The following is an 18,844-nucleotide window of genomic DNA, read 5'->3' as shown; positions in this document are numbered from 1 at the left end:
CGCTCAAGAACCGGGAACTCGAGAGGAAGAAAGGCAAGTCGATGTGTGGAATCACGGGCTGGGTCTCGTTCGACCGGGATCTGACGCAGCAGCGCGCGCAACTGGACGCGATGACGGAGACCATGGCCTGCCGGGGACCGGACGCCGGCGGCGCCTGGCTCGACCGGCACGCGGTGCTCGGCCATCGCAGGCTGGCGGTCATCGACATCGAAGGCGGGACGCAGCCGATGGTGCTGCCCACCGACGACGGGCCGGTGGCGATCACCTACAGCGGTGAGGTCTACAACTACACCGAGCTCAGGAGCGAACTGCTGCGCCGCGGCCACCGCTTCGAGACCCGCAGCGACACCGAGGTCGTGCTCCACGGCTACGTGGAGTGGGGCGAGGCGGTCGCCGAGCGGCTCAACGGCATGTTCGCCTTCGCCGTCTGGGACTCACGGGTCGAGAAGCTGGTCATGATCCGCGACCGGATGGGCGTCAAGCCGCTCTACTACTACGCCACCGACGACGGCGTGATGTTCGGCTCCGAGCCGAAGGCCATCCTCGCCAACCCGCTCGCGGAACGTGCCGTCGACCTCGCCGGGCTGCGGGAGCTGGTCAGCTTCACCCAGACGCCGGGCAGCGCCGTGTGGTGCGGGATGAACGAGGTGGTCCCCGGCGGCCTGGTCACCGTCGACCGCTCGGGCCTGCGCGAGCACCGCTACTGGACGCTGCCCACCCGACCGCACACCGACGACCGGGAGACCACCGTCGCCACCGTGCGGGAGCTCCTCGAGGACATCGTCAGCCGCCAGCTGGTCTCCGACGTCCCCCGCTGCACCCTCCTCTCCGGCGGCCTCGACTCCAGCGTCATCACCGCGCTGGCCGCGGCCAAGCTGGGCCGGCCGGGCGAGCACGGCGAGGCCGGCGAGAAGGTCCGCAGCTTCGCGGTCGACTTCGTCGGCCGGGAGAACGACTTCGTCGCCGACGAACTGCGGGGCACCACGGACGCCCCGTACGCCCGGGAGGTGGCCGCGCACGTCGGCTCGCAGCACGAGTCCATCGTGCTCGACCACGCCTCGATCGCCGACCCGGACGTGCGCCGGGCCGTCATCACCGCCCGGGACAGCCCGCTCAGCCTCGGCGACATGGACGCCTCGCTGTACCTGCTGTTCAAGGCGATCCGGGAGCAGTCGACGGTCGCCCTGTCCGGCGAGTCCGCCGACGAGGTCTTCGGCGGGTACCGGTGGTTCCACCTGCCGGAGGTGCAGGCCGCCGAGACCTTCCCCTGGATGGCCGTGTTCGTCAGCGGCGCACGGGCCCAGGTGTCGGACCGGTTCAACGCCGACATCACCGCCGCCCTCGACCTGCCCTCCTACATCAAGGACCGGTACTCCGACGCGCTCCGCGAGGTGGAGCGGGCCGAGGGCGAGAGCGACCACGAGATGCGCATGCGGGAGCTGTGCTACCTGCACCTGACGCGCTTCGTGCGGATGCTCCTGGAGCGCAAGGACCGCATCAGCATGGCCGTCGGCCTGGAGGTCCGGGTCCCCTTCTGCGACCACCGCCTCGTCGAGTACGTCTACAACACCCCGTGGTCGCTGAAGACCTTCGACGGCCGGGAGAAGAGCCTGCTGCGCGCCGCGACCGCGGACCTGCTGCCCAAGTCGGTGCTGGAGCGGGTGAAGGCCCCCTACCCGGCCACGCTGGACCCGCACTACACCAGTTCGCTGCTCCAGCAGTCCAAGGAGCTCCTCACCACCGACGACCCGGTCTTCGACCTGGTCGACCGCGGCTGGCTGGAGAACATCACGCGGCAGGACCCGGCCACCATGCCGATCGACGTCCGCAACGGCATGGAGCGCGTGCTCGACCTGAGCACCTGGCTGGACATCTACCGGCCCGAACTCCGGCTCTGAGCGCCGGAGTTCCGGACGGTCCCGGAACACGTCGCCGCCTGCGTCCCGAGACGGGCGCGGGCGGCCGGCCGCCCGCCCCGCGGCGGCCCGCACCCGCACCACGGATCGAGGGAGACGAGATGGGAACGGAAAACGCCCGGTCGGAGGGCACCGACGCCGGCCTCGACCTGCGCGCCCGGCACCGGGCCGTCGTCGCGGACTACATGACCCGCAAGGGCGAGAACCGGCTGACGCGCTACCTGCTCTTCACCGAGGACGGCAGCGCCGGCCTGTACACCAGCGACACCGGCGAACCGGTCGTTTCGCAGGGACACGTGAAGCTCAAGGCCCACGGCGAGTGGTCGCTGCGCATGTTCCCGGACTGGGAGTGGAAGAACGTCGAGATCTTCGACACGCAGGACCCCAACAGGTTCTGGGTCGAGTGCGACGGCGAGGGGCAGATCCTGTACCCGGACTACCCGCCCGGCCACTACAGGAACCACTTCATCCACTCGTTCGAACTGGAGGACGGCAGGATCAGGCGGCAACGCGAGTTCATGAACCCGTTCCAGCAGCTGCGCGCGCTGGGCATCGAGGTACCGAAGATCAACCGCGGCGGCATCCCCACCTAGTCACCGGTCGTCATCGCGTCTCCACGGCACCGCCTCCACGTCGTCCGCACCACAGCGGTCGTCCGCACAGACAGCAAGGGCAACAGATGGCATCCCAGCTCAACCCGTACCTCGCCTTCGACGGCAACGCGCGTCAGGCCATGGAGTTCTACCAGGAGGTCCTCGGCGGCACGCTGGAACTGGGCACGTACGGCGACTTCGGGTCGGCGGAGATGCCCGACGACCCCGACAAGATCATGCACGCGACGCTCACCACACCCGACGGCTTCACGGTGATGGCGTGGGACGTCCCGGAGCGGGTCCCCTTCGACCCGGGCACCAACGTCGCCCTCTACCTCGGCGGCGACGACGCCCGCCTGCGGGAGTACTTCGAGAAGCTGTCCGCGGGCGGCACGGTGGCCCTGCCCCTCAGGGAGCAGATCTGGGGCGACGAGGCCGGCACGCTCGTGGACAGGTTCGGGATCACCTGGATGTGCAACATCAAGCAGCCGTCGTGACCGGCGGCTCCGTGTCCTGCCGCGGAACGGCCGCGGCCGGGTGGGCAGACCGGCAGACCGGGATGGAGAGGTCTCAATGACAGTCGACGTGCAGGCCACCCGAGACGTGGTCGACATCATCACCGGCGGATGGCGGGCGCAGGCGCTCTACACCGCGGTCAGACTCGGACTGCCCGACCACGTCGCGGCCGGCTGCGCCGACGACGCCGAACTCGCCAAGGCCACCGGCGCGAGCGAGCAGGGCGTCCACCGCCTGATGCGCCTGCTCGTGGCCCTGGGCGTCTTCGAGGGCAGCGACTCCCAGGGCTACCGCGGCACCCGCGTGAGCGCGGCACTCCTCGACGGCCCCCAGTCGCTGCGCGACATGTGCCTGCTGTACGGCGAGGAGTTCTACTCCGCCTGGGACCACGCCCACCACGCCATCAGCACGGAGAGCTCCGGCTTCGAAGTCGCCTACGGCCAGTCGTTCTACGACTACCTGGGCGAGCACCCGGCCACCGCCCGGCGGTTCCAGCTCACCATGAACGCCGCCAGCATGTTCTTCCACCAGGTGCCCGGGATCTTCGACTTCGCCGGCAAGAAGGTCGTGGACGTGGGCGGCGGCGGCGGACACCTGCTCGCCACGATCCTCGCCGCCACGCCGGACGCCACCGGCACGCTCTTCGACCGCGACCACATGATGCCCAAGGCACGCGAGCACCTGTCCGCCACCGTCGGCCCGGACCGTGCCGAGGCCGTCGGCGGCGACATGTTCGAGGGCGTCCCGGAGGGCGGGGACGTCTACATCCTGTGCCGCGTGCTGGCCGGCCACGACGACGAGGACGTCGTCGGTGTCTTCGAGCACTGCCGCCGGGCCATGGCAGGCCCCTCGTCCCGGCTGCTGATCCTCGACCGCTTCGTCGAGGACGAGAACTCCACCGTGCTCCCCGCGCTGTGGGACCTGCACCTGCTGGTGACCACGGGCGGCGAGCACCGCACCCTCGAACGGATCACGCGGCTGCTGGACCGGGCCGGGCTGTACGTCGAGAGCGCCGAGGACTTGCCGATGGAGACCACGGCCCTGATCGTCGCGCCGCGCACCCCGTAGCGGCACCGGGCACGGCCCGGCGGCGGGCCGCCCCTTCGAGCGGAGTACGAGCGGCAGCGCGAACAGGAGAGGTCACGTGCTCAAGCTGGCAACGATCGGCGTCTACGGCTTCGACGGCGATTCCCACCTCGAACGACTACGGCAGGCCGACGTACGCCTGCTGATCGACGTACGACAGCGCCGCGGGGTCCGCGGCCCCGACTACGCCTGGGCGAACTCCCTGCGGCTCCAGGCGGCCCTCGCCGAGGCCGGGATCGCCTACGAGCACCGCCGGGAGCTCGCCCCGACGACCGAGCTGCGGCAACTCCAGTACGCCGAGGACGACCGCCAAGGGGTGGGCAAACGCTCACGCCGTGAGCTCGCCGCCGAGTACACCCGCCGCTACACCGCCGAGATCCTCGAGCCGGCCGACCTGGACCCGGTCGTGGCCGCCCTGCCCGGCAACGGGACCGCGGCGCTCTTCTGCGTCGAGCGCGACCCCGAGGCGTGCCACCGGTCGCTGGTCGCCCGGCGGCTCGCCGAGGAATACGGCATCACCGTCGAACACCTGAGGCCCCTGTGATGAGCGACATGCGTCCGGCCGGCGCACCACGACCCCGGATCGCGGTCTTCGCCGGACCGACCGCGACGATCCTGAACACCCCGGACCTGGTCACGTCGAACAAGGCGCGCGCACGCCACGGCCTGCCGCTCCGGCCCGGCCGGTTCGACACCCTGCGGCCCCAACGGCTCGCCGCACCGGCGACGCTGTACGTCGAGGCGTTCAGCGCGCACCCGCTCGAACAGGACGCCGCCGGCCTCTACGCCCCGCCCGACGGCTGGCTCGACGAGGACGGCACGCTCCACGCCGAACGGCCGCCCGGCGACGCCAAGCCGGTCCACGTCGTCGAACTCGACCCCGCCGACGGCCTCTACCCCCTGCCCTACATGGGGAGACAGGCGGACGGTTCCGCCTGGGAGGAGACCTCGGCGGCGCCGTACGCGGCCCCGGCCGAGGCCCGCCAGACCTTCTACCCGGACGCCCGGCGCCTCTACGAGGAGATCGAGCGGTTCGGCCTCGCCGACCACGGCACCCCCGTCGAGCTGGGCTCCCTCGCCGACTTCGAGTTCTTCCGCGCGGCTCCCTCCGGCGGGTACACCACGGGTGCCGCATCCGAGCGTCTCGGGCAGGACTTCTTCGTCTACTACCCGTACCACCTGCAGAGCGAGCCCGGCCTCGCGCACCTGGCCCGGGCCACCAACCAGGTCCAGTCCGTCCTCGCCACCGGGGAGTTCACCGGCGTGCAGTGGCTGGAGGGGAGCCCGACCGTCGACGAGACCCTGTACTGGCTCGGCCTCCTGATCGACACCGGGGTGCCGCTCGTCGGACACGCCGCGCAGCGCCGCCACCAGTCACTGAGCGCAGACGGCGACCGCAACGTGGTGGACGGCGTCAAGTTCATCGCGTCGGGCGTCGCCCTGGACGAACGGGGCGAGAACCGCATCGGTGCCTGCGTGATCGTCGACGAACTCGTCTACTCCGCCCGGGACGTGACCAAGGTCGACGCCCGGCCGGGCGGTTACGAGGTCACCGGCGGCCACGGGGGAGTCGTCGCCGACCTCGGCGGCTACGGCCCCCCGCAGCTCACCTACCTCCCCGCCCGCAGGCACACCCACTGCTCGGAGGTGCGCCTCACGGTGCTCCCCGAGAGCGTGACCGGCGTCGCCGGAAGCCTGGGCGCCGGCATCACCCCGGTCGACGTCCGCACCAAGGACGCCGACGGGCTCGTGCCCTCCGCCATGCCGCACGTCTCGATCACCAAGTACAGCCGGTACGCGGCGACCGGCACCGGAACCGACGACCCGCCCGTCGCCGAGGAGGAGGTCGAGATCCTCGCGCGGATCGACGCCAACCTCTCCCGCTCCCCGCTCTCCGGGTTCGTCTGCGAGGGCATGTCGCCGTTCGGGATGGCGGACCCGACGAAGAACGCCGCGCTGAGCGTCGCCGTCTTCGCCGGCATGCCGGTGGTCCGCACCGGACGCGGCACCACCGGGGGCATGGCGTACCGCACCGACCCGGCGTTCGTCTCCGGCAACAACCTGACGGCCACCAAGGCGCGCATGCTCCTCATGGCCGCGCTGCTCAGGTTCGGCGCCCTGCCCCCGGCCGCGGACCCGTTCGACCCGACCCCCGACGAACGAGCGGCCACCGAGAAGGCGGTCGCCCAGTACCAGGCCCTCTTCGACACGCACTGAACCGGACGGGAACCCATGGGCATGTACGAGTACGTGGTGGCCGACGTCTTCACCGACGTCCCGCTCGAAGGCAACCCCACCGCGGTCTTCACGGACGCCTCCGGCCTCTCCCCCGAGCGCATGCAGCAGATCGCGCGGGAGATGCACCTGTCGGAGACGGTCTTCGTCCTCCCCCCGGAGAACGACGGCGACGTACGGGTCCGCATCTTCACCCCCGTCAACGAACTGCCCTTCGCCGGGCATCCGACCCTCGGCACGGCCGTGGTGCTCGGCGAGTCGCACGAGGCGAAGGAGCTCCGGATGGAGACCGCCAGGGGAACCGTGGCGTTCGAACTGGAGCGGGACGGCGACGGCCGCACCGTCGCCGCCGGCATGTGGCAGCCCCTCCCGGTCTGGGAACCCTACGACCGGGAGGAGGAACTCCTCACCGCCCTCGACCTGGTGGACACCGGCAGCATCCTGCCCGTCGAGGTGTACGACAACGGACCCCGGCACGTGTTCGTCGGCCTGGACGGCGTGCCCGCCCTCTCCGCGCTCGAGCCGGACCAGCGCGTCCTCGCGAGGCTGCCCGACATGGCGGCCAACTGCTTCGCGGGCTCCGGGACCCAGTGGCGGCTGCGCATGTTCTCGCCCGCCTACGGGGTGGTGGAGGACGCCGCCACCGGCTCCGCCGCGGGAGCGATCGCGGTACACTTGGCCCGCTACGGACTGGTCCCCTTCGGGGAGTGGATCGAGATCCGTCAGGGGGTCGAGATGGGCCGTCCTTCGACGATGCGCGCTCGCGCGACGGGGACGCCGGAGCGGATCGAATCGGTCCAAGTGGCCGGAGCCGCCGTCGTTGTCGCCCGGGGCACGCTGTACGCGTGACCACCGGGACGTACGAGTGACCGATCCACCGAGGAAGGGCCGCCACGCGTGTCCAGCAGAGCACCGTCCCCCGACCACCCCGCCGGACGGCCGGCCGTCCGGCGCCCCACCGAGGGGCGGGTGGCCTGATGAGGGCCGAGGACGACGGTCTGTTCGCGTTACCCGAACCGGACGACGCTCCGCCCCACCCGCCCGGGACGGCCACCGAGCCCGAACGGCCGGGCGCCCCGCTGGCCGTACGGATGCGGCCCCGGTCGCTCGCCGAGGTCGTCGGCCAGGCGCACCTGCTGCGCCCCGGCGCACCCTTGCGGCGGCTGGCCGAGGGCGGCGAGGCCGCATCGGTGCTGCTGTACGGCCCGCCCGGCACGGGGAAGACCACCCTGGCGCGCCTGATGGCCGCCGTCGCCGCCCGCCAGTTCGTCGCCCTCTCGGCGCTGACCAGCGGCGTCAAGGAACTGCGCGATGTGATGAACGAGGCGCGCCGCCGCCGCGACCGCCAGGGCCGGCGGACCGTCCTGTTCATCGACGAGGTGCACCGCTTCTCCAAGACCCAGCAGGACGCGCTGCTCGGAGCAGTCGAGGACGGGCTGGTCCTGCTCGTCGCCGCCACCACGGAGAACCCGTCGTTCTCCGTGGTCTCCCCGCTGCTCTCCCGCCTGCTGGTCCTGCAGCTCCAGCCCCTGACCGAGGACGACGTCCGCGAACTGCTGCGCCGGGCGGTGAAGGACGAGCGCGGCCTCGACGGCGCGGTCACCATGACACCCGGCGCCGAGGACGCCCTGGTGCGCCTCGCGGCCGGTGACGCCCGGAGCGCACTGACCGCACTGGAGGCGAGCGCCGACGGGGTGACGGGCACCGGCGGCACCGAGGTCGACGTCCCGGCGGTGGAGCGCGCCGTCGCCGGGACCACGGTGCGCTACGACCGGCAGGGCGACCAGCACCACGACGTCGTCAGCGCGTTCATCAAGTCGATCCGCGGCTCGGACCCCGACGCGGCGCTGCACTACCTGGCCCGCATGCTCGTCGCCGGCGAGGACCCGCGCTTCATCGCGCGGCGCCTGGTGGTGCACGCGAGCGAGGACGTCGGACTTGCCGACCCCACGGCCCTCCAGGCCGCCGTCGCCGCGGCCCAGACGGTCCAGCTCATCGGCATGCCCGAGGCCCGCCTGGCCCTAGCCCAGGCGACCGTGCACCTGGCCGTGGCACCGAAGTCGAACTCGGTGATCGTCGGGATCGACGAGGCCATGTCCGACGTCCGGGCCGGCGCCGTCGGCGAGATCCCCGCACACCTGCGTTACAGCCGCTACACGGGCGCCAGGGAACTGGGCAACGGGATCGGCTACCGCTACCCGCACCGTGTCCCCGAGGGAGTCCTGGCGCAGCAGTACCCGCCGGACGACCTCGTGGACAGGGACTACTACCGTCCCACACGGCACGGCGGGGAGCGCGACCTGCACGAGCGCCTCACCAGACTCCGCCGCACCGTCCGGGGCGAGGAGCGGTAACGCCGGGCGGGCGCGGCACGCGCCGCGCACACCGCGGCGCCGGCCTCACGGGTGTGAGGCCGGCGCCGTGGTGCGTCGCGCGGCAGGCGGGTGACCGCCCGCCCGCTGCCCGTACCGGTCCGGCGGGCAGCGGGGGAGACGGGGTCACGTCACGCGACGGCGGTGCCCTCGAGCTCGATCATCTGACCGGGGATCGCCAGCCGCGTCACACCGAGCATGGTGGTGGTCGGCGCGACGCCGGCCGCTCCCAGGCGGCCCGCCAGCACACCGTAGTGCTGGAAGAGCAGGTCCACGTCGGTCGTGTAGACGTTCAGCCGGACGAGGTTGGAGAGGGTCATGCCCGCCTCGGCGAGCACCGCCTCGATGTTGTCGACGGCCAGCGCCAGCTGCGCCGCCATGTCACCGTCGTGCTCGGGCTTGCCTTCCTTGCTCATCGCCGTCTGGCCCGAGATGTACAGGGTGCGCGAGTGCCCGGAGACGACCTCGCCCTGGTTGAAGCCCATCTCGACCGACCACGACACCGGGTTGACCGCGTTACGTTCCATTACCGCACCTGCTCCATTCGGTTCACTGACACTACGCACGCCCATCGCGTCGGCGACCGCCGCGCTCTGACGTCGTGCGATGAACCCTGCCAAGAAAACGTGACACCCTTGGTCATGTATTTCGTTAGGGTTTTCCCATGCGAGCCGACCGGTTGGTGTCCCTGGTGCTGCTCCTGCGTCAGCGGGGCCGGATGACCGCGGAGACACTCGCCCGAGAGCTGGAAGTGTCGACCAGGACGGTGCTGCGCGACATAGAGGCGCTCTCCGCGGCGGGCGTCCCGGTCTACGCGGAGCGCGGGCGGCACGGAGGGTTCGCGCTGCTGCCGGACTTCCAGACGGCGCTCACCGGCCTGAACCACGACGAGGCGCTCGCCCTCGTGGTCGCCGGCTCACGGCGCGGCGCGCAGCTGTTCGGGCTGGGGTCGGCGCTCGCCTCGGCCGTGCTGAAAGTGGTCGACGCGCTGCCCGAAGGGCTGCGGGACACCGCCGCCGGAGCGGCGCAGCGGCTGCTCGTCGACCCGGAGACCGATCTCCTCTCGCGCCGCGTGGCCCCCGAGGAGCTTCCCGACTCCCTCGCCGCCGAGGTCCGGCGCGCGGTGTTCGCCGGGCACCGACTGCGCATCTACTACGAGGCCGTGGGCCAGCCCCCGAAGTGGCGCACGGTGGACCCGATCGGTCTGGTCACCGTCAGGGACCAGGGCTACCTGCTGGCCAAGCGGGGCACCGAGGACCGCACCTACCGGCTGAGCCGGGTGCTGGCCGCCGAGGAGCTCGACGAACCCGCGCAGCGTCCGGAAACGGTCGACCTGGACCGGGCCTGGCGCGACCGCAACATGCGGTTCCGGACCGGCGGCGACACCACCGCCGTGGTGGTCCGCGTGGACCCCGCGCGCCGGGAGCACCTGGTCGCCACCGCCCTGGCGGTCCGCTCCGAGGAGACCGACGGGGACGGCCGGCTCCGGCTCCACGTCGTCTTCCAGGACGCCCGGCACGCCGAGTGGGCGCTGTGGCAGCACGCCATGTACGCGGAGGTCGAGTCCCCGCAGTGGCTGCGCACCACCCTGCACCGCCGCGCTACGGTGATCGCGGCCCGCTACGGACCCCCTGCCTGAACGCTCCGCCGGCCCCGCGAAGCCCGAGCCGCGGGACGTCCACGCTCTCCGTCGCAGCCCGGCCCGGCGCCGACCCGCCATATTCCAGCGGCAGTAGGGCTTCGGCGGTTGTCTTGAATGTGGAGGGGAGGCAGAAGCAGGTGTACCCGCACAGTTCTCATGGCGGCTCTGGCCGGATAACGCCTCCGGGGATCACTCCCTCATCAGCCAGACTTGTCGCCTCACGCCCCATGCGCACCGCTGCTGCGGTGGCCCGTGCCCGGGAGGCCCCTGATGACGTCAGACACGAGGCCGGACGAAGACGGGGCGGTGACCCCGCCCGGAAGGCAACGGCCTCCCGGTGACCGTGTCGCGCTGCGCGGCGACCTGCGGGCCGCCCTGCCCGACGCCACCGCGGCGGTGGTGGTCACCGTGCTCGTGTTCGCCCTCCTGTGGGCGCGCATGGAGTCGGGTGCTTCGGACACCGTCGCGGTCATGCCGTTCATGGACGACCCCGGCACCTACTGGATGTACCTGCTCAGCCAGGCGTTCGGCTGGTCGGGGCTGCTGTGGGCCTGGGGCACGGTCATGCTCGGTCTGCTGCTGTCGGGACCGCGCCCCGCCCGGCTGCCGGTCTCTCGGCAGGTACTGGAGCGCTGGCACCGCACCACGAGCCTGACGACCATGGCGCTGATGTTCGCGCACGCGCTGATGTTCGCGGCGGAACTCGTACGCTACGAGACGAAGGTGGACTGGGCGCAGCGGTTGTGGGTGGCCTTCGCCGACAGCTTCGTGCCCGGCTGGTACGACTCCGGCACCGGCGAGATCGCCATCCCGCTCGGACAGGGGGCCCTGTACCTGGCGATTCCGCTGGGACTGCTGTTCTACGTCCGGCACCGCATTGGCGCGAACACCTGGCGGCGGCTGCACCGGTTCGTGATCGTCGTGTACGTGCTGAGCGTGTGGCACACGCTGCTGTACGGAACCAACGTCTGGTACGGGGAGTGGCCGCGCACCGTCCTGTGGCTGCTGCAACTCCCGGTTGCGGCACTGCTGTTGCTGCGTCTACTGAGACCGGCCCGGCGGGCCGAACGGCTGGGCTCCCCCGGTGGGGGCGCGGCCCGGCCGGACTGGTGGGTGCGGGCGGCGGGACGGGCCGCCGTAGCGGCCGTCGTCGTCGGGCTGGTCGTCGTGGTGGTGTCGGGCCGTGACGGCGGACGGGACCGCCCGGACCACCCGCCCGTGACGGCCCCTCACGCCCAGGAGACGGACTGACGGCCGGTACGGCGCCCCGGGATGGGATGATGGCCGACGACAGGGCGACGGCGGAACGAGGAAGCCGGTGTGAATCCGGCGCGGTCCCGCCACTGTGATCGGCGAGCGAGTTCCGACAGGCCACTGCCCGGCAGCGGGTGGGAAGGGCGGGACGAGCATCGACCCGAGAGCCAGGAGACTCACGCGGTCGCCTCCTCGACGACCACCGGGGCGGATCTCCCCGGAGAGAGGGACGGCACCGCGTGCCCGCAACGCCCACCGGACGAACGATGGACGACAAGAGGCCCGCAACGGCCACCGACCCCGTGCCGTGCCGCATCGTCGTCTGCCGCGACTGCTGCTGCGGCAGCCCCAAGGTGACCGGCGTCGACCACACAGCTCAGACCGAACGCCTGCGCGCCGCGGCACCGGTACGTGTCTCCGACTGCCTCGACGCCTGCGAACACGCCAACGTCGTCGTCGTACAGCCCTCCGCCGAAGGCCGCGCCGCCGGCGCCCGGCCCGTCTGGCTCGGACTGGTCAACGACCCGGACGCGACCGAGGACATCGCCGCCTGGGCACGCGCCGGCGGACCGGGCGTCGCACCCCGGCCGGACATCCTCGACCTGTACGCCATCACGCCGCCACGACGGCGTACGGCCTCCTGACCGTACGGACGCGCACGGTGGTGGTGTGAGCGCGCCGGGCGTGACCGGTCCGGCTGCTGCTTCACGCCGGCTGCCAGACCTGGGACAGGTGCCCCGCAGCTACTCGAACCGTTGCGGAGTCAGCCCCATCGAGTACTCCTCCGGCCGGCGGAGCACGCGCCGGCTCAACTACGGCGGCGACCGGCAGGCCAACGCCGCCCTGCACCGCATCGTCATTACCCGCCTGCGCCACGACCCGCACACCCAGACGTACGGCAGGGGCTCGCACGCGGCAGCGTCGCGATCACCCGGGTCCGACTGCGTGCGCGCGGACTGCCGTGCCTTTCCAGTAGTCCTACAGCGGTGCTCACTCGGCCGTTGAGGCCAGAAGGCACGGCAATCCGCTACTTCACCGGGCTGACCCGCTTGCTCGAACTCAGAGCAGGTCACGCTCCATCAGGTCGTCCGCTTCCTCCCAGGTGACGAAGGAGCACGCTCCGGTATTCAGGTCGACGGCCACGGGCAGGTTCCCGCCGAGTTGCATGTCCTGACGTCCGTGATCGAGGTACTCGACATGGTCGTAGGGAGCGATGAACCGTCCCTTGTCCGTGAAGCAGTACTCGGGAATGATCCTCACGTTGGAGGACAGCCCCCATGCTCTGCTTTCCTCCGTGAGGAACTCCGCGGCCCTGCGCTCGGCTTCTTCCGGGTCGAGCATGTCAGTTGGTCCTCATCACGTAGTAGTCGCGGTATCTCTTGTGCGCCGGATTGGCCTTGCCCGACTGGAAGTCGAGGAAGACCACCTTTCCATCGATGTTCGCGACATTGAAGTAGTGGCCCACGCCCTTCCTCGGCCATGCTCCTATGATCGCCCGGGCACCGGGTCCCCAGCGCAGCATGTCGCTCACGATGACGTTGAGACCGCCGACCTTCCGGAACGGTAGCCCCGTCATCGCTGACACCTCGGCCCGCGTCAGCGGGCGGTCTGCTCCGGACACCCCGTTCGGATTCCGGCCGGCCATGAGGTCGTCGCCGGCGGTCGCACACAGTCCGCAGTTCCTCCGGCCGCCCTCCGGGTTGATGCGGCTCATGGACGACGGGGTCTCCGGTGTGTAGTAGGGGAGTCCGAACCGCGTCGAACTCGGTTCCCCGTAGTAGCGCCCCCCGCCCGGCTCGACCGCGGCTCTGCGCCATCCCGTCAGGCCGCCGATTCCGACGAGGGCGATCTGCTGGGTCAGTTCCTCGGCGGCTTCGGCGTACAGGTCGGCGAGGGCGTCGCAGCCCTGCTGGCGGAGCATGTATTCGGCGCGGTAGAGGCGGTAGGCGGGGCGGACGGGGAGGTACTTGTCGACGAAGGCGCCGGCGCCGCCGTTCTCGCCGGTGAATGCGTCGTGCAGGTCCCCGGCGAGGACGAAGGGGGACTTGAAGACGTCGACGAACGCGTCGCCGAAGATGCCCGCGGCTTCGCCGAGGCTGTCGACGCGGTCGTTGTTCGGGTCGTCGGGGGTCAGTCCGCTGGGGTCGGTCAGGAGGGTGGGGACGTTGTCGGCGTAGGCGTAGGGCGATATGTACGGCGTGGTCCGGGCGCGGGTGGCGGGGTCGGGTCGGGTGAAGCGGCCGGTGGCGGTGTTGTACTGGCGGGCGTGGAGGTCGAGGTTGCCGGTGGTGGTTTCGTAGCGGGCGCCGGTGTAGGAGGGAGGGCTTGCGGGGGCGCCGCCGGTGACGGTGCCCAGGACCCGGGTGCCGAACGGGTCGTAGGCCCAGCGCTGGTAGAGGGTGCCGGTGCCGTTGGTGACGTCGACCGGTGAGCCCTGGGTGTCGTGGTGGTAGAAGAAGAGCGCACCTGTGCCGGTCTCGACGGAGGTGGGCTGGCCGAGGGGGTCGTAGCGGAAGGACTGCTTGATGGTCCAGGCGCTGTCGTATTCGGTGGCCAGGACCGGCAGCGGGGCGTTGGGGTCCCACTGGGTGCGGTGGGTGACCGCGCCGTCCTTGAGGGTGGCGACCTGGTTGCCGCTGGCATCGTGGTCGTAGGTGTAGGCGGTGCCGCCGACGGTGGCGGCGGAGATCTGCCCGGCCAGGTCGTAGGTGTAGGTGTCGGCGCCCTTCTTGGTCTGGTTGCCTTCGGCGTCGTAGTCGTAGGCGGTGGTCGTGGTGCCGGTGGTGGTGGAGGTGAGCTGGTCGGCCGCGTCGTAGGTGTAACTGGTGGAGGTGGTGCCGAGGGTGGAGGTCAGGCGGTTGCCGACCTCGTCGTAGGTGTAGGACGTGGCGCGGCTCGCGGCGCAGCCGGCGACCCAGGGCTGGGGGAAGCAGCCGGAGGTGAGGCGGCCTGCGGTGTCGTAGGTGAGGTCGTAGCCGGTCGTGCCGACGTTGGCGCGGGTGATGTCGACGTGGGTGGGCAGGCCCGCGGGGGAGAGGGTGTGCGCGGTCTTGGTGACCGTGGTGCCGGCCTTGGCGGAGGTGACGGCGGTGAGGCGGCCGGCCCGGTCGTAGGCGCGGTCCTCGGTCTCGGTGTTGGGCAGCGCGGACTTGGTGAGGTTGCCGGCCGGGTCCCAGGTGTACGTGGTGGTCTTGCCGTCGGCCAGCATCGTGGCGGTGCGGCCGTCGTTGTCGTACGTGTACGTGATCGTGTTGCCGTCGGAGTACTTGCGGGTGAGCATCTGCCCGGCGGCGTCGTAGGTGTAGGCGAAGCCGCGGGTCTTGGTGAGGTTGCCGACCGCGTCGTAGACGAAGTCCTCGGAGATCTTCGAATTGGCGCGGGCGGTCAGCTGTCCGGCGTCGTCGTATCCGAACGTCGCGTCGGGGGTGGCGTCGGAGTGGTCGACCTTGGTGAGCAGGCCGCGCGGGTCGTAGAGGTAGCCGGTGGATCCGCGGGGCGTGGTCTTTTTGGTGAGGTTGCCGGCGGCGTCGTAGGCGTAGGTGGTCTCCCGCTTCAGCGGGTCGGTGACCGAGGTGAGGCGGCGGGCCGCGTCGTAGCCGTATGTGGTGACGTGCCCGTTGGCGTCGGTGCGCTCCGTGACGTTGCCCACCGTGTCGTAGCCGTACGTGGTGACTGCACCGCCCGGAGCGGTGACTTCGGTCAGCCGGTCCAGCTTGTCGTAGCCGTAGGCGGTGCCGCGCTTGTCGGCGTCCGTCTGCTTGACGACGTTGTTCACGGCGTCATAGGCGGTGGTGGTCACGCCGCCGAGCGGGTCGGTGACCGTGGTGGGGTTGCCGGCCGGGTCGTAGCCGTAGGTGGTCGTGTACGGGGCCGGGTCTGCGCCGGTGGTGTTGCCGCGCGGGTCGACAGCGGTGGCCTGGCGGCCGTCGGCGTCGTAGGTCCAGCTCTCCTTGTGGCCGAGCGGGGAGGTGCGGCTGAGCAGGTTGCCGTCGGCGTCGTAGGCGTTGGTGGTGGTCTTGCCCAGCTGATTGGTGCTGCTGGTCAGCCGGTTGTTCTTGTCGTAGACGGAGGTGACCGTCTCGCCTGCGGCATCGGTGATCTTGGTGACGTTGTCGTTGGCGTCGTAGGTGTAGCTGGTGGTGTGGTCCAGCGGGTCGGTGACCGTGAGGGGCCGGTTGACGGCGTCGTAGGTCGTGGTGGTGGACGCGCCGGTCGGGCCGGTGACCTCGATGGTGTTGCCGGCCGCGTCGTAGGTGTAACTCGTGGTGTGGGCGGCCGGGTCTGCGCCGGTGGCGTTGCCGCGCGGCGAGACGCTGCTCAGCAGGCGTCCCACTGTGTCGTAGGTGTAGGTGGTCTTGCCGCCGGTCGCGTCGGTCTGGGAGGACAGGCGTCCGCTCGCGTCGTAGGTGCGGGTGACGGAGTTGCCGGACGGGTCGGTGGTCCGGGTCAGGTGCCCGGCGTCGTCGTAGGCGAATGTGGTGGTGTCGCCCGCCGGGTTCTTTGCCGACGTCAGTTGCTCGGCCCCGTTGTACTCGTAGGTTGTGGTGCGGCCCAGCGGATCGGTGGCCGAGCTGAGCAGGCCGCGGCCGTCGTAGGCGTACGTCGTGGTGAAGTCGGCCGGGTCGGCGCCGGTGACGTTGCCGCGCGGGTCCGTCTTCGTCAGGATCCGGCCGGCCTTGTCGTAGGTGAACGTCGTCTTCTCACCCAGCGGCGTGGTGACCGAGATCCGGTTGCCGGCCGTGTCGTAGCCGTAGACGGTGACCTTGCCGCGCGGGGTCGTCACGGTCTCCAGCGAACCGAGCGGGGTGTACGTGTAGGCGGTTCTGCCGCCCAGCGGGTCCGTGGTCGACGTCAGCTGGTTCGACGTGTTGTAGGTGTATGTCGTCTTGTTCTTGCGGCCGTCGGTGTGGCTGGTGATGTTGCCCGCGCTGTCGTAGGTCCAGCTTTCCGTGTAGCCGAGGGCCGAGGGGGCGCTGCGGGTGAGCATCCGCCCGGCGCTGTCGTACGTCATCTCCGTGGTGTTGCCGCGCTGGTCGGTGATGGCGACGGGCCGCAGGTGACGGTCGTAGTCGTAGGTGATGCTCTTGCCGTACGGGTCGATCGTCTCCATCAGGACGTTGCCGGCGTACACATCGGTCCACACGCCACCGTCGGGCGCCGTGGTGTGCGACTCGTTCTTGCCGTCCCAGGTGAACGTGGTGGTCTTGTCGTTCGGGTCGGTCTGGGACGTGATGCGGCCCGCGGAGTCGTAGACGTTGGTGACCTCGCCACCCGCCGGGTCGGTGTAGGAGGACAGCCGCTTGTTCGCGTCGTAGGCGTACGACGACGTCCGGCCGGCCGGGTCGGTCACCGAGGTCAGCAGACCGCCGGTGTAGCCGTACGAGACCGACGTACCGTCCGGCAGGCCCACCTTGGACAGCAGCCCGTCGGCACCGGGCGTGAACGTGGTGGTGCGGCCGGCGGCGTCCTTGACGGAGGTGAGCGTGCCGGACGCGTACGTCAAGGTCAGTCCCTTGCCGGCTCTGTCGACCACGGACGTGAGCCGGCCGCTGCTGTTGAACGTCCGCTGGGTGTGGTCCGGCGTGGTGATCGTATAAGTGCTGGTGCCCTTGACCAGCTTGGCCGCCGACCCGGCCGGGGCGGCGTACGTGCCGTCACTGTTCTGTGTGAAGACGAACGACGCCCCGTCGTCCGTCCGGTAGGTCACCTTCCCCGTCGCCGCGGTCAGCTCGGCGTCGAACGGCGTCGCCCAGCCGCGCCCCAGCAGACCGACGGCACTTGAGTCGGAGCGGTAGGTACGCTCCAGGGTCAGCGGCACACCGGGGCTCACCAGGGAGGCGTCAGTGAGCTGTTCGAAGAACATGCCGGTCGCCGTGTTGACCGGGTCGGCGCGGTGCGCCTGGGCGTAACAGGTACAGATTCCCGCCTGCGCACCGGGGATCACCGGAGTGTAGAACGCCTCCACGAGCGGCGAGGTGGTGCCGCCCGGACTCGACGTCCCGTCGGCGCTGTTGAGGAAGACCCAGGCGTAGTACTCCTTGCCGTCCTCGAGGATTCCGCCCAGCGTGCTGCCGGCCCACCAGAAACACTGGTCCGTGGGATAGGAGTTGCTCGCCCACCAGTCGTAGCACCAGGCCCCGGTGCCCGGGGTGTCGCCGCTGGGATCGTCCGTGGACTTCTTGATCTCCTGCTGTACGACGGGGGAGCCGCCCTCGTCCAGGACGTACAGCCACATCCCGGTATACGCATCTCCCCGCTTGGGCAGCTTCACCTGCCCGCCGATCGACAGCATCCCCGGATACGCGGTGGCCCAGGAAGACACCCACGTCGGGTTCTCCGCCGCCGCCGCGAGAGGCTGCGAAGCCACCTTCGACTCGGCGGCGGGCCCGCGTTCTACGCGGTTCACGTCCGGTCGGCTGTGGGGCTTCCCCTTGGACATCCGCCCCGACGCGTTCATGTAGTCGCGCATCGGCGACCGTTCGTGCCGGTCCTCGCCGACCTGCTTGCGGCGCTCGGCCAGCGTCATGGCCTTGGGGGGCTTGGGCAGGTCGGCGGCTGTCCGGGCCTGCGCGGGTGTGATGGCCGTGGTGACCGCGGAGTGGGGCCGGTCCGCGGGCGACGCCCAGGAGGGGATGACCCCCGCTGGTGCCAGCAGAGCCAGGGCCAGAACGACCGTGACAAGTCTTCGCGCTTGTGTGCGCACAGTGCATCACCTGTGGGTCAGGAGTGAAGAGAGGTCGCGGTGATGCATGATCAGAAAAAATCTCGAACTAACGTGCCGTGGAAAGCGGGGCCGAAACGCGACGGAGTTCCCCACTCGCCCTGGCCATGAGACTGCAGGCTGAGCGGACGGAGGGCTCCGCCTGGCCGCGCGTTTTGGCGCGAAGGTGATCCAGAGCGCGAGGTGGCGCGGGTGAACGGACCCTTGACGGTGAGCCAAGGAAAGGCAGCGGACCCGGAAACGGAAGAACGGGCTGCCTGAGCGGGCACTACCTGTTCGTGCACGGCTGTCTGTCCATGCCGGTCACGAGTGAACGAGGAGTCAATTCCTTGTCAGCCCGTCCAGGCCGGGTCGGGCACTGGTTCGGACGGAGCCATCCGGCTGAGGTCGGGACGTGCCGGTGCGCCGGGATCGATGGGACGGTTGCGCGATGCCGTCCCGGGCGACGAGGACGCGGTGGCCCAGTCTTCCATCTGGTCGGACTGGTTGCCCGCGCCCCCGCGCCTCCG

15 protein-coding genes and 1 riboswitch are annotated in these 18,844 nt (G+C 70.7%); of the genes, 12 read left to right on the top strand and 3 right to left on the bottom strand.

Annotated elements, in window-relative coordinates; all coding sequences use genetic code 11:
• Window positions 1-41 precede the first annotated feature (41 nt).
• From asnB to ACZ6A9_RS11810, 8 genes are all read left to right on the top strand, one after another.
• Entirely contained in the window at window positions 42-1,898 is a 1,857-nt protein-coding gene (gene asnB, locus ACZ6A9_RS11845; RefSeq protein ID WP_468983094.1) for an asparagine synthase (glutamine-hydrolyzing), read from the top strand.
• A gap of 119 nt (window positions 1,899-2,017) precedes the next feature.
• Window positions 2,018-2,509: a PhzA/PhzB family protein gene (locus ACZ6A9_RS11840; protein WP_468983091.1), complete on the top strand. Its 492-nt coding sequence runs from the start codon at window positions 2,018-2,020 to the stop codon at window positions 2,507-2,509.
• 86 nt (window positions 2,510-2,595) lie between these two features.
• The gene (locus tag ACZ6A9_RS11835) at window positions 2,596-3,006 is read left to right on the top strand and encodes a VOC family protein (RefSeq protein ID WP_468983088.1); all 411 of its coding nucleotides are present in this window, start codon (window positions 2,596-2,598) and stop codon (window positions 3,004-3,006) included.
• 76 nt (window positions 3,007-3,082) lie between these two features.
• Complete coding sequence (locus ACZ6A9_RS11830; RefSeq protein WP_468983086.1) at window positions 3,083-4,093, top strand: methyltransferase; 1,011 nt, start codon at window positions 3,083-3,085, stop codon at window positions 4,091-4,093.
• Window positions 4,094-4,169: 76 nt separating this feature from the next.
• Complete coding sequence (locus tag ACZ6A9_RS11825; RefSeq protein ID WP_468983083.1) at window positions 4,170-4,655, top strand: DUF488 family protein, N3 subclade; 486 nt, start codon at window positions 4,170-4,172, stop codon at window positions 4,653-4,655.
• Window positions 4,655-6,328, top strand: coding sequence for an asparaginase domain-containing protein (locus ACZ6A9_RS11820; RefSeq protein WP_468983081.1), 1,674 nt, complete (start codon window positions 4,655-4,657; stop codon window positions 6,326-6,328). Before ACZ6A9_RS11825 ends, ACZ6A9_RS11820 begins: the two co-directional genes overlap by 1 nt.
• A gap of 15 nt (window positions 6,329-6,343) precedes the next feature.
• Window positions 6,344-7,195: a PhzF family phenazine biosynthesis protein gene (locus ACZ6A9_RS11815; protein ID WP_468983079.1), complete on the top strand. Its 852-nt coding sequence runs from the start codon at window positions 6,344-6,346 to the stop codon at window positions 7,193-7,195.
• Window positions 7,196-7,323: 128 nt separating this feature from the next.
• Entirely contained in the window at window positions 7,324-8,700 is a 1,377-nt protein-coding gene (locus ACZ6A9_RS11810) for a replication-associated recombination protein A (RefSeq protein ID WP_468983076.1), read from the top strand.
• 149 nt (window positions 8,701-8,849) lie between these two features.
• On the opposite strand, the gene ACZ6A9_RS11805 is transcribed toward ACZ6A9_RS11810, so the two are convergent.
• Entirely contained in the window at window positions 8,850-9,245 is a 396-nt protein-coding gene (locus ACZ6A9_RS11805; protein WP_217245961.1) for a RidA family protein, read from the bottom strand.
• Between the two features lie 137 nt (window positions 9,246-9,382).
• Here ACZ6A9_RS11805 and ACZ6A9_RS11800 point away from each other — a divergent pair, with 137 nt between their 5' ends.
• The 4 genes from ACZ6A9_RS11800 (at window position 9,383) to ACZ6A9_RS11785 (ending at window position 12,619) form a co-directional block, all read left to right on the top strand.
• Window positions 9,383-10,357 carry a helix-turn-helix transcriptional regulator gene (locus tag ACZ6A9_RS11800; RefSeq protein ID WP_468983070.1) on the top strand — a complete coding sequence of 325 codons (975 nt, stop codon included), beginning with the start codon at window positions 9,383-9,385 and terminating at the stop codon, window positions 10,355-10,357.
• Window positions 10,358-10,630: 273 nt separating this feature from the next.
• Window positions 10,631-11,611: a ferric reductase-like transmembrane domain-containing protein gene (locus ACZ6A9_RS11795; RefSeq protein ID WP_468983067.1), complete on the top strand. Its 981-nt coding sequence runs from the start codon at window positions 10,631-10,633 to the stop codon at window positions 11,609-11,611.
• Window positions 11,612-11,643: 32 nt separating this feature from the next.
• Window positions 11,644-11,792, top strand: a riboswitch (cobalamin riboswitch).
• Between the two features lie 88 nt (window positions 11,793-11,880).
• A complete protein-coding gene (locus ACZ6A9_RS11790; RefSeq protein ID WP_468983064.1) occupies window positions 11,881-12,258 on the top strand; it encodes a (2Fe-2S) ferredoxin domain-containing protein in 378 nt (125 codons plus the stop codon).
• A 25-nt stretch (window positions 12,259-12,283) separates the two neighbouring features.
• A complete protein-coding gene (locus ACZ6A9_RS11785; RefSeq protein ID WP_468983060.1) occupies window positions 12,284-12,619 on the top strand; it encodes a transposase in 336 nt (111 codons plus the stop codon).
• Window positions 12,620-12,673: 54 nt separating this feature from the next.
• On the opposite strand, the gene ACZ6A9_RS11780 is transcribed toward ACZ6A9_RS11785, so the two are convergent.
• Entirely contained in the window at window positions 12,674-12,955 is a 282-nt protein-coding gene (locus ACZ6A9_RS11780; RefSeq protein WP_102637709.1) for a hypothetical protein, read from the bottom strand.
• Between the two features lies 1 nt (window position 12,956).
• A complete protein-coding gene (locus ACZ6A9_RS11775; protein ID WP_468984558.1) occupies window positions 12,957-18,140 on the bottom strand; it encodes a DUF6531 domain-containing protein in 5,184 nt (1,727 codons plus the stop codon).
• Window positions 18,141-18,844: the final 704 nt, after the last annotated feature.

Source organism: Streptomyces sp. NPDC041124 (genome assembly GCF_055592385.1).
The sequence above is the reverse complement of the archived record's forward strand: the minus strand, read 5'-3'. Positions and strand labels throughout refer to the sequence as shown.

Bases quoted from the DNA above. Each gene is read 5' to 3' on its own strand.
- ACZ6A9_RS11790 (WP_468983064.1), top strand. From the start codon at position 11,881: ATGGACGACAAGAGGCCCGCAACGGCCACCGACCCCGTGCCGTGCCGC.
- ACZ6A9_RS11795 (WP_468983067.1), top strand. From the start codon at position 10,631: ATGACGTCAGACACGAGGCCGGACGAAGACGGGGCGGTGACCCCGCCC.
- ACZ6A9_RS11835 (WP_468983088.1), top strand. From the start codon at position 2,596: ATGGCATCCCAGCTCAACCCGTACCTCGCCTTCGACGGCAACGCGCGT.
- ACZ6A9_RS11810 (WP_468983076.1), top strand. From the start codon at position 7,324: ATGAGGGCCGAGGACGACGGTCTGTTCGCGTTACCCGAACCGGACGAC.
- asnB (WP_468983094.1), top strand. From the start codon at position 42: ATGTGTGGAATCACGGGCTGGGTCTCGTTCGACCGGGATCTGACGCAG.
- ACZ6A9_RS11780 (WP_102637709.1), bottom strand. From the start codon at position 12,955: ATGCTCGACCCGGAAGAAGCCGAGCGCAGGGCCGCGGAGTTCCTCACG.
- ACZ6A9_RS11815 (WP_468983079.1), top strand. From the start codon at position 6,344: ATGGGCATGTACGAGTACGTGGTGGCCGACGTCTTCACCGACGTCCCG.
- ACZ6A9_RS11820 (WP_468983081.1), top strand. From the start codon at position 4,655: ATGAGCGACATGCGTCCGGCCGGCGCACCACGACCCCGGATCGCGGTC.
- ACZ6A9_RS11830 (WP_468983086.1), top strand. From the start codon at position 3,083: ATGACAGTCGACGTGCAGGCCACCCGAGACGTGGTCGACATCATCACC.
- ACZ6A9_RS11840 (WP_468983091.1), top strand. From the start codon at position 2,018: ATGGGAACGGAAAACGCCCGGTCGGAGGGCACCGACGCCGGCCTCGAC.
- ACZ6A9_RS11775 (WP_468984558.1), bottom strand. From the start codon at position 18,140: ATGACGCTGGCCGAGCGCCGCAAGCAGGTCGGCGAGGACCGGCACGAA.
- ACZ6A9_RS11800 (WP_468983070.1), top strand. From the start codon at position 9,383: ATGCGAGCCGACCGGTTGGTGTCCCTGGTGCTGCTCCTGCGTCAGCGG.
- ACZ6A9_RS11805 (WP_217245961.1), bottom strand. From the start codon at position 9,245: ATGGAACGTAACGCGGTCAACCCGGTGTCGTGGTCGGTCGAGATGGGC.